Genomic DNA, 9,703 nt, shown 5'->3' with positions numbered 1-9,703 from the left:
GAAAGCGGAAAGCGGAAAGCGAGCTGCGGTCTCTGGCAGACCGCAGCAGCAAGTGAGGCGGGATTAAATCACACCCAACTCACGCAGACGCTCCTGCAGATAGCTGCCTGCCGTATGGCGCTTGGACAGCACCACATCAGGACGGGGATGCAGGAACAGCGGCAGGGAAATACGTGATTTGGTCATGTCTGCCCCTTCCGGGTTGATGACCCGGTGGGAAGTGGACGGGAAGTAGCCACCCGATGCTTCCTGCAGCATGTCGCCGATATTGATGATCAGGTTGCCGAAGTCGCTGGGGACATCAATCCACTCATCGGCAGTGCCTTTGACCTGCAGGCCGGGCTCATTGGCGGCAGGCAGGATGGTCAGCAGGTTGATGTCTTCATGGGCGGCAGCACGGATAGCACCTGGCTCTTCGTCACCTTTCAGTGGCGGATAGTGCAGGACGCGCAGCAGGGTCTGGTTACTGCCCTGAATCATGCCTGACAGAGGCTCTGAATAGAGTGAGGAAACCTCGACGGGGGAGTGCTTTTCTACCCAGCTCAGCAACTCCGAAGCAAGGCTCGTGGCTTGCTGGTAGTAGTCTTCCAGCTCGGCACGCAGCGGCTCCGGGCACTGGCCCCAGGGATAGAAGTGGAAGTATTCCTTGATGTCCTTGATGGAGAAGCCCTTGGCGGTCTCTGACACGCTGGCAGGGAAGAAGCCATCCTGAGTGCCCTTGTGGTACAGGTACTGGTTTTTCTCGTCACTGTAGAAGAACGCATGCCAGTGGCGATAGATGGATTCGACCAGTTCCTGCTTGATGGGATGGTTTTTCAGCACCCCAAAGCCAGTTGAGCGCAAGGATTCGACAAACAGCTCGGCGGCATTGGGCGCCTGATAATCAACGGCAGTCAGTTTCATTGGCGTTGGAACACTCTTTTGGGAGGTATCGGTGGTGCGCCCCAGCTGCTGAGCATCTGCAGGGCAGTGATTGCCGGTACCTGAAAGTCAGGGAAGACGTGACCGTGGTCTGGTCACAATGCAGCCATTATGGCACCTCGTTAAAATCTGTCCAGACGGTCAAATTGTTCATTTGCTCAGCTGATTTAGCCAACTAAGGAATCGCATTCATGCTTCTCGAATTCTTTCAGGCGGTGTTTCCCGTCATCGTTTGCGCCTGTCTGGGCTGGATGATGAGCCGCAAGACCACGCTGCTGAATAACCCGGCACTGCCTGAGCTGGTAACGCGCATCGGTTTGCCCTGTCTGATCCTCAGCGCCTTTGCCAAGATGGACACCGGCCTGCTGACCATGACCCACACGGTCGCAGCAGCAGTGCTGTTTCTGGCGCTGAGTGCGGCGGTGGCGGCGGTGGGTCTCAAGCTGGCGGGGCTGGAGATACGCTGGTATCTGTCACTGCTGGTTAACCCCAATACCGGCAACCTCGGTATCCCGCTGGTGTTTGCGCTGCTGGGGGAAAAATCGCTGGTGCATGCGGTGGTGATTTCCACGCTGGTGCAGGTCAGTCATTTCACCCTTGGGGTGTGGCTGATGTCAGGCTCGTTCTCACCGAAGAAAATTCTGCTTAACCCTTCCATCATCGCGCTGGTGATCGGCGTATTGTGGACAGCAACCGGCATTGCCACGCCCAAGGCTGTGCTCGGCACCCTGACCATGCTGTCGGGGATGACCCTGCCAATCATGTTGCTGCTGCTCGGGCGCTCGCTCGCCTCCATCGATTTCAAAAGCATGAGCAATCTGTCCGTTATCGGTGGCCTGTCGGTAGCGCGGGTGGTGCTGGGTGTAACGGTGGCCTACGCCGTGGCCTGGCTGCTCAGTCTTGACCCGCTGGTTGCCAAAACGCTGGTTATTCAGGGCACCATGCCGGTGGCGGTTATCACCTATATTCTGGCCAGTCAGTATCAGGGTCCGAAAGATGAGATTGCTGCTGTCATCATGTGTTCAACGGTGCTGTCGTTGCTGACGGTGATGGGGCTCAGTGTGGTGCTGTTGTAACTGTCACTCACTGATAAGTAATAACGGCCCAAGCCAATAGTGCAGGCGATGGGCGCTGCTGCTCAATATCGCTAGACTGGCTGCCTGTCGGGCTTTTTCAGCTTGTCATCCGTCAAGCCTGACAGCTGCTAGTGGCCACATCGTCTGGAAGGAGCGCCTAATGTCTTTTGATCATGCCTATTGGACCGGCCTGCGCCGTGAACTGCATCAGCAGCCTGAGCTGTCCGGAGAAGAAGCCGCTACTGCACAGCGGATACTGGCGCTGTTCCGGCCCTGGCAGGCTGATGAGGTGCACACTGGCCTTGGCAAGGTGGATGGCCAGCCGGGTACAGGCATGGCCTTTGTTTTCAACGGTGCGGAGCCGGGGCCGACGACGCTGATCCGCGGTGAGCTGGATGCTCTGCCGATTCAGGAAAAGGGCCAGTGCCAGCATCAGTCCTGCATACCGGGAGTTGCTCATTTATGTGGCCATGATGGACACATGACCATGGTTGCCAGCCTGGGTGCCACCCTGAGCCGCCAGCGGCCAATCAAAGGCCGGGTCATACTGGCGTTCCAGCCAGCCGAAGAAACCGGTGCCGGTGCGGTCAGCATGGTGCAGGACCCGGACTTTGCCTCATTGCTGCCGGATTATGCCTTCGCCCTGCACAACGTGCCCGGCTTGCCACTGGGTAAAGTGGTGGTCAAGGCTGGCAGCTTCAATTGCGCTTCGCGCGGCATGATTATCCGCCTGACCGGCAAAACCTCTCACGCCGCCCATCCTGAAAATGGCCGCAGCCCGGCGCTGGCGCTGGCGCGGCTGATTCAGTCCTTGAGTGCCTTGCCGCAGCAGCTGGAAGGCTTCAACCGCGTTACCATCATTCATGCCCTGCTCGGCGAGGTGGCCTTTGGTACGTCACCGGGCGATGCCGTGCTGATGGCCACGCTACGCACCGAAACCAATGACGCCATGAACTTTCTGGTCGAAGCGGCCTCCCGGCTGGCGGCGGAGGAAGCCGAACGTGATGGGCTGGAATGGGCGCTGGAGTGGCAGGATGTATTCCGCGCCAGCGTGAATTCAGAAGAGGGCGCGGCTCAGGTCGTGGCGGCCTGCCATCGTAATGGCATTGAGGTGGAAGTCGCTGACAAGGGGTATCGCTGGTCCGAAGATTTCGGCATTTTCACCGAAGTCGCAAAGAATGGCGCCATGTTCGCCCTCGGGGCAGGGGAGCGCAGCCCGCAGCTGCATAACCCGGACTATGACTTCCCTGATGCGTTGCTGCCCATCGGCAATGCGCTGTTTCTCAGTCTGATTCGTCAGATCAACGGCTTGCAGGGAGACTAGGACCCCCTCGGCGTGAACATTTTTTACGCTTGTTGCCAGCAGGTGGCCATGATAGTTTTCCCCCGCCCTGACAGCCGGCATGTCACCCGACGTGGTGGTTGCAGGGGCAGGATAATGCAAAGGATGAGAAGTATTTGCTCGGGAAAATCAGCCAGAAAAGGAAAAGTTCATGGCCTCCACCCAAGCTGCCGTTGCTGCAACGGTAAACAGCAAGGCCCAGACGATCATCGACCTGTGCGAACAGCACTGGGATGCCAACACCCGCAACTGCAGCGGCTTTGTTAAAAGTGTCGCTGCTGACCTCGGTATCCAGCTGACCGGTCAGGCCAATTCCATCATTGATCAGATGCAACGGTCGCCCTGGCGAATCCTGGCCAGCGGTCTGGAAGCGCGCCGCCGTGCCGCCAATGGCGCCCTGGTGCTGGGCGGCCTCAAGGCAGATCCTCATGGTCACGTCGTCATCGTCGTCGATGGACCCCTCAGCCATGGTAAATACCCGACAGCCTACTGGGGCAGTCTGGGAGGTGTGGCCAAGAAAAACACCACCATCAACTGGTCTTGGGGTGCCGCTGATCGTGACAACGTGATCTACGTCTGTCGCGAATGGTAAGGAGACACATCGTGAAGCTTCCAGTGAAATCGCTGCTGTGTTCCTGCCTTGTACTGGCCTCGGTAACGGCATTGAGTGCCTGTGCTGATGAAGCGGCCAGTGCTGCCGGGTCGATAAACGGGCCCCATTGCCCCACCGATAAGGTGCCGTACACCCGGCAGCAGGTTGGTGAATATCAGGTCTATATGTACGAGCCTGACAATGCAGAATCGCCGCAAATCTGGCAGGGGCCGGTGTGCATCGAAGCACAGACGCTGGCCTCGGCTTGTCAGCTGGATCTGGGCCTGATCAAGCAGGTCGGGGCAGGGCAGCAGCCGGGGACGGTCAGCATTACCACCTTCAGTGGTTCCAATGCCACCGAGCATCTGGTGGACCCGGTGAAATGTGCACCCTGATTCAGCAGACCTTCTGAGTGCAGGCTCACCATCTGAGCATCGCCAGCAACACAAAACGCCCTCATCAGGGCGTTTTGTGTTTTTGTTGCCGGCAACCTCTTGCTAATAGCGTCTGGCTGACGGTGCAGCTGCCTAGTTGAGCAGGGCCTTTTTGGCTGCTGCCAGTCCTTCAGCACCATCGGCGGTAGTGACCCCTTTCAGCCAGCTGTCCAGTTGCGCCGGGTTGGCCTTGATCCAGCTGGCGACGGCCTTGTCGGCCGCGGTGCCGTTTTCCAGCACATCAGTCATGACGGTGTTTTCCATGGTCAGGCTGAAGTTGAGATTGCTTAACAGCGCAGCGACGTTGGGGCAGTTATCCTTGAAGCCCTTGCGTGTCAGGGTGAAGACATCGCCAGCACTGCCGAAGTATTTCTCCCCGCCGCTCAGGTAGGCCAGCTCGAAGTTGACGTTCATCGGATGGGGCGTCCAGCCGAGGAAGACGATGCCTTTCTTGCGGTTTACCGCTCGTTTCACTTCTGACAGCATGGCCTGCTCACCGGACTCCACCAGCGTCCAGCCTTTCAGGCCAAACTCATTGTGATCAATCATGGTCTGAATGGACTGGTTTGCTGGTGCACCGGGCTCGATGCCGTAAATCTTGTGATCGAACTCATCGCCATGCTTGGCCAGATCGGCAAAGCTTTTGATGCCTTGCTCGTATACGTATTTGGGGACGGCCAGCGTGAACTCGGTGCCGTGCAGATTCTTGCTCAGCTGCTCGACCTTGCCGGAAGCGACATAGCTGTCGTGGAATTTCTGCTGAGCAGGCATCCAGTTGCCGAGAAAGGCATCCATCTGACCATTGGAAAGACTCTCATAACTCACCGGCACCGACAGCATGGTGATCTTGGCGTCATAACCCAGTGACTTGAGCAGCATGGCGGCTGTGGTGGTCGTGACGTTGCTGTCGGACCAGCCCGGATCGGCCAGATTGACAGTGCTGCATTTGTCAGCGGCATAACCGGCAGTGCTGATCAGTGTTGCGGCGGCCAGTGTCATGGCCCGGGCCAACAGGGAAGTGCGGGTGGTGCTGAGCCAGGAGCGGGAGTGAGAAGTCTTAGTCATCATTTTGCCTCGAATACGTCCGGTTCTAGTGGGGACTGCGGCCAGCAAGCTGGCGCTGTGACCTGCTTACGAGGGTGTGAGCAGGTTCTTCGGTACCGCCTGTGAATGCGTTCACGCTCTGCTGCCCATCGGCTATGCCACGTTGAAGAAAGAATGTGTGGAAATGCCTGTTGGCAGCCCGCAGACGTTGCTTCTTCAGCGCTAGTGCCTTGTCTGGCTTTTGTTCGCGAACACCTTCTTAGTCATTGTTATGTTGCGGTAGACAGGAGCCTGCCGGACCCGCCTTAACACGTTCGGTCAGGGCTGGCAGACTCCCAGGGCGATGTCTTCTATCCAGTTCTGCTGTAAAGCGTTTTCTGCGAGCTGGCTCACTGAGGGCGCGGATAGCGTGCACGCCGCTCCAGATCATCCAGATCAATATGGTTGCGCATATATTGCTGGCTGGCATCGACCAGTGGCTGGTGGTCCCAGCTGGTCAGCTCACCCAGTTTCAGAGCCTCTGCCACAAAGCGACGGCGACGCTGACTGGCCAGCACGGCTGCAGTGATGGCCGGAATATCCCAGGTGGACCGTGCCTCCCGTAGAAACTCCGCCATGACATCCTGATAGTCACTGTGGGTCGCCAGATCGTTCAGCTCCAGCGGGTCATTGACCAGATCGAACAGCATGCAGGCATCCTGTTCGGAGTAGATGAACTTGTAGGGGCCACGGCGGATCATCATCATCGGGCTGATAGTGCCTTCGGCCATGTATTCACCCACAACCCGGTCATGTCCGGTTTCACCGCGTAGATGTGGCAGCAGTGACTGGCCGTCTAAGGGCAAAAGGGGATCCAGCGTGCCGCCTGCCAGTTCCACCAGAGTGGGCAGCAGATCCATGGTCGAGACGCTGGCAGGGATATGCGCCGCAGCGAACTGCTGGGGGGAGTGGATCAGCAGCGGTACGCGGGCTGACATCTCGTACCAGCTCATCTTGTACCACATGCCACGCTCACCGAGCATGTCACCGTGGTCGCCGGAAAATACGATCACGGTGTCATCGGCCAGACCACATTCCTCCAGCGTGGCACGCAAATGGCCGATCTGCTGGTCAACGTAGCTGATAGCGCCAAAGTAGGCGCGGCGGGCCCGGCGAATGGCTTCAGTGGTCAGTGGCTTGTCCCACAGGTCATACACCTTCAGTAGCCGCTGGGACTGCGGGTCCAGAGCATCCTGCGGCAGAGTGACGGTGGGCAGTGGGATGTCTTCATCGTCATACAGATCCCAGTAAGCCTTACCGATGGTGTAGGGATCGTGAGGGTGAGTCATGGAGACAGTCAGGCAGAACGGCTGCTGCTGTTCGCTGCGGGCATAGTCGTACAGGTACTGACGGGCCCTGAACACCACTTCTTCATCAAAATCCAGCTGATTGGTGCGTACGCAGGGGCCAGCCTGCAACACCGAAGACATGTTGTGATACCAGCTCGGGCGCACATCGGCTTCATCCCAGTTGACCGCCCAGCCAAAGTCGGCCGGGTAGATATCGCTGGTCAGGCGCTGTTCAAAGCCATGCAGCTGGTCCGGGCCACAGAAATGCATCTTGCCCGAGAGAGCGGTCTGGTAACCGAGGCGACGCAGATAGTGGGCGAAGGTGGGCGTTTCGGCCGCCAGTTCAGCAGCATTGTCGAAGCCGCCAATTCTGGAAGGCAGCTGCCCGGTCATCAGGGTAAAGCGTGACGGTGCGCAGAGAGGGCTGTTGCAGTAGGCCGAGTCAAATACCACTGCTTGTCGGGCTAGTTCATCAAGATGCGGTGTTTTCAGCTTTTCGCTGCCGAACAGTGCCGCCTTGCCATGCATTGGCAGTATGGGAGCGGCCATCTGATCGGCCATGATGAAGAGGATATGTTTTCCACGCATTTGCTGGTGAATCCTGTCAATCCAAGGGTGACTGAGCTGTTCTGGATATATTCAAATTTGTATCAGTCGGCGTAAACTGGCTGTCACCCTATAACTAAGATAAGCCACACTTATGCCAGATGACTTCCGCCTCAGCTCCCTTGATCTGCTGACTGTGTTCGAGTCGGCTGCCCGCCAGCTCAGTTTTACGGCGGCGGCCAATGAGCTGGGGGCAACGCAGCCTGCGGTCAGCCAGCAGATAAAACGGCTGGAAAAGGAGCTGGGTGTGAGGCTGTTTGATCGTATCTATCGCGGTATTGAACTGACTGAAGCAGGACAGCTGCTGCTTGAACATGCACAGGAAGGGCTGGAGTCGTTTCGCCGGGGCATCAATGAGGTGCGGGCGGGCAGCCAGCACGAAGTAATCAATATCGCCACTGACTTTGCCTTCGCCGCGTACTGGTTAGTGCCCCGCCTGCCGCGCTTTCAGCAGCTGTATCCGGACATTGATGTCAGTCTGGTCACGTCGGAGCGCAACAAGTCGATGCTGCGGGCTGATATTGATATCGCCGTGATCTTTGGTGACGGGCGTTTCCGTCATCTGGAAAGCCATCTGTTGTTCAGCGAAGAAGCCTATCCGCTGGGCAGTCCGCGTCTGCTGGAGGGACGCAACGGGAAGCTGTTTACGCCAGCGGAGCTGGCCAGTCTGCCGATGCTGCACCTGCAACCTGGGGTGCATACCGACTGGTATACCTGGAATTCGTTGCTGGCCGCATGGGGTATACGCGAAGCACCGTCAGTGGCCGGGCTGAGCTTTGACAACTACACCTTGCTGGTGCAGGCGGCGATTGCTGGCAGGGGCATTGCCATTGGCTGGCGTTATCTGACGGATACCCTGCTGGAGCAGGGGTTACTGGCCCGGCTGACCGCCGAAAGTGTTTCCAGCCACTTTGGTTATCATCTGATTCTGCCGGAACGTAAGCGCCGCATCCGGCTGATAGAAGCGTTTGTGCAATGGATTCGTCAGGAAGCCGCCAGTGCGCAGTCACCTGCCTCATCGGGTTCTATCACCCTGACTTACTGATCAGGCAGACTGATGGGCCTGCGCGGGCAGGGCTTCGTCCCAGAAAAAACCGCAGCTGCGGCAGCGAGTCCCCTGCTGCTGTTCACCGGGCGTGGTGCCGAACAGCAGAAACAATACCTGAGTGGTTTTGGCCTGATAGAGCGCAGGTTCAAGCGCGGTGCTACTGCAACGTGGGCAGTGGCAGCTCATGTCTGCCTCCGTGCGCTCCGGCAATTCATCCTGCACGTTTGTTTCTTCGGCCAGGACCCTTAACGCAAGATCCTTGCTTTCCTCCTGAACCTGCACCCGTACTCCGCCTAATGCCTGAGAGTAGATCCAGTGAGTGCTGATGGTGTGCTCATCGGCGATGAAGGCTTCGATTCCGGCATTATCCAGTTTGCCGCGGGCGATATGGGCCTCGTAGGGATAGGTGTAGCGGGCGACGGTAATCCAGCCCATGGCGCCTCCTGTCAGTACTTACCTGTAAATAACGGCTGTCCTGATCAATATTTAGCCATTGAATGCCGCCAGTGCAAATCGCTTCAACGGGTCATACGACGGAGTGGGTGACGGCCTGCTGCGGAAGTTTCTTTCCTAGATGTGTTCAGGCTCAATAATTTCGATTTTTTACATGATCATTGTTGAATGATCTTTTCTTTGAATGGAGAATTGCGCGAATAATCTACCGCCGTAAAAGTTTCCGAGGAAAGATCTGATCATGAGCGACGTGGCCTTTGAGAGGCACAGCTGGCTGGAAGACATTCTGGCCATTGTGCTGGGCACGGTATTTATTGCACTGGGTGCCAATCTGTACCTGAACTGCGGCCTGCTGACGGGCGGTACCGCTGGACTGGCCTTTCTGTTGCACTACCTGTCTGGTTACAGCTTTGGTCTGGTGTTCTTCGTTATCAACCTGCCGTTCTACTATCTGGCCATCAAGCGCATGGGCTGGCAGTTCACCCTGAAAACCTTCTGCTCGGTGGCGCTGCTCTCCGGCTGGACGGAAGTGCTGCCGCATCTGATTCATTTCTCCGATGTGAATGGCGTGTTTGCCACGCTGTTTGGTGGCGGTCTGATGGGGACCGGTTTCCTGATGCTGTTCCGGCATAAGGCCAGTCTCGGCGGTATCAATATTCTGGCGCTGTACGTGCAGGATCGTTACGGCCTGCGTGCTGGCAAGCTGCAGATGGTGGTGGACTGCACCATCGTCCTGCTGTCGCTGCTGGTGGTTGAACCGGAGCGTATTGCCCTGTCAGTGCTCGGTGCGGTGATGCTCAATCTGGTACTAACCGTTAACCACAAACCCGGCCGTTACACCGGAATGAGCTGACATTCC

General features: G+C 57.6%; 10 protein-coding genes. 6 read left to right on the top strand and 4 right to left on the bottom strand.

Annotation, left to right across the window (positions count from 1 at the left end; translation table 11 throughout):
* Positions 1-63: 63 nt before the first annotated feature.
* Positions 64-903, bottom strand: a complete 840-nt coding sequence (locus WH50_RS04980; protein ID WP_110186320.1) for a 2OG-Fe(II) oxygenase family protein — start codon at positions 901-903, stop codon at positions 64-66.
* 209 nt (positions 904-1,112) lie between these two features.
* On the opposite strand from WH50_RS04980, the gene WH50_RS04975 reads away from it, so the two are divergent.
* The 4 genes from WH50_RS04975 (at position 1,113) to WH50_RS04960 (ending at position 4,326) form a co-directional block, all read left to right on the top strand.
* Entirely contained in the window at positions 1,113-1,997 is an 885-nt protein-coding gene (locus WH50_RS04975; RefSeq protein ID WP_110186319.1) for an AEC family transporter, read from the top strand.
* Between the two features lie 160 nt (positions 1,998-2,157).
* Complete coding sequence (locus tag WH50_RS04970) at positions 2,158-3,321, top strand: amidohydrolase (protein WP_110186318.1); 1,164 nt, start codon at positions 2,158-2,160, stop codon at positions 3,319-3,321.
* A 169-nt stretch (positions 3,322-3,490) separates the two neighbouring features.
* Positions 3,491-3,931 (top strand): hypothetical protein, encoded by a 441-nt coding sequence (locus tag WH50_RS04965; protein ID WP_165838306.1) that lies wholly within the window; start codon positions 3,491-3,493, stop codon positions 3,929-3,931.
* Between the two features lie 11 nt (positions 3,932-3,942).
* Positions 3,943-4,326 carry a hypothetical protein gene (locus WH50_RS04960; protein ID WP_110186317.1) on the top strand — a complete coding sequence of 128 codons (384 nt, stop codon included), beginning with the start codon at positions 3,943-3,945 and terminating at the stop codon, positions 4,324-4,326.
* A 132-nt stretch (positions 4,327-4,458) separates the two neighbouring features.
* On the opposite strand, the gene choX is transcribed toward WH50_RS04960, so the two are convergent.
* Positions 4,459-5,430: a choline ABC transporter substrate-binding protein gene (gene choX, locus WH50_RS04955; protein WP_110186316.1), complete on the bottom strand. Its 972-nt coding sequence runs from the start codon at positions 5,428-5,430 to the stop codon at positions 4,459-4,461.
* Positions 5,431-5,798: 368 nt separating this feature from the next.
* Positions 5,799-7,325 (bottom strand): choline-sulfatase, encoded by a 1,527-nt coding sequence (gene betC / locus WH50_RS04950; RefSeq protein ID WP_110186315.1) that lies wholly within the window; start codon positions 7,323-7,325, stop codon positions 5,799-5,801.
* 112 nt (positions 7,326-7,437) lie between these two features.
* Here betC and WH50_RS04945 point away from each other — a divergent pair, with 112 nt between their 5' ends.
* Positions 7,438-8,388 carry a choline sulfate utilization transcriptional regulator gene (locus tag WH50_RS04945; protein WP_110186314.1) on the top strand — a complete coding sequence of 317 codons (951 nt, stop codon included), beginning with the start codon at positions 7,438-7,440 and terminating at the stop codon, positions 8,386-8,388.
* Here WH50_RS04945 and WH50_RS04940 read toward each other — a convergent pair whose 3' ends face one another.
* Positions 8,389-8,826: a putative signal transducing protein gene (locus WH50_RS04940; RefSeq protein WP_110186313.1), complete on the bottom strand. Its 438-nt coding sequence runs from the start codon at positions 8,824-8,826 to the stop codon at positions 8,389-8,391.
* Between the two features lie 253 nt (positions 8,827-9,079).
* On the opposite strand from WH50_RS04940, the gene WH50_RS04935 reads away from it, so the two are divergent.
* Positions 9,080-9,697 (top strand): YitT family protein, encoded by a 618-nt coding sequence (locus WH50_RS04935; protein ID WP_412053318.1) that lies wholly within the window; start codon positions 9,080-9,082, stop codon positions 9,695-9,697.
* The last annotated feature ends 6 nt before the right edge of the window (positions 9,698-9,703 follow it).

Origin of the sequence: Pokkaliibacter plantistimulans, from assembly GCF_003194385.1 — a bacterium.
Lineage (GTDB): Bacteria > Pseudomonadota > Gammaproteobacteria > Pseudomonadales > Balneatricaceae > Pokkaliibacter > Pokkaliibacter plantistimulans.
Note: the sequence above shows the minus strand (reverse complement) of the source record. Positions and strands in the feature narration are given on the sequence as shown.

What these genes read in the sequence shown, in the direction of transcription:
- WH50_RS04980 (WP_110186320.1), bottom strand. Translation starts at nt 903, where the DNA reads ATGAAACTGACTGCCGTTGATTATCAGGCGCCCAATGCCGCCGAGCTG.
- WH50_RS04975 (WP_110186319.1), top strand. Translation starts at nt 1,113, where the DNA reads ATGCTTCTCGAATTCTTTCAGGCGGTGTTTCCCGTCATCGTTTGCGCC.
- WH50_RS04970 (WP_110186318.1), top strand. Translation starts at nt 2,158, where the DNA reads ATGTCTTTTGATCATGCCTATTGGACCGGCCTGCGCCGTGAACTGCAT.
- WH50_RS04965 (WP_165838306.1), top strand. Translation starts at nt 3,491, where the DNA reads ATGGCCTCCACCCAAGCTGCCGTTGCTGCAACGGTAAACAGCAAGGCC.
- choX (WP_110186316.1), bottom strand. Translation starts at nt 5,430, where the DNA reads ATGACTAAGACTTCTCACTCCCGCTCCTGGCTCAGCACCACCCGCACT.
- betC (WP_110186315.1), bottom strand. Translation starts at nt 7,325, where the DNA reads ATGCGTGGAAAACATATCCTCTTCATCATGGCCGATCAGATGGCCGCT.
- WH50_RS04945 (WP_110186314.1), top strand. Translation starts at nt 7,438, where the DNA reads ATGCCAGATGACTTCCGCCTCAGCTCCCTTGATCTGCTGACTGTGTTC.
- WH50_RS04940 (WP_110186313.1), bottom strand. Translation starts at nt 8,826, where the DNA reads ATGGGCTGGATTACCGTCGCCCGCTACACCTATCCCTACGAGGCCCAT.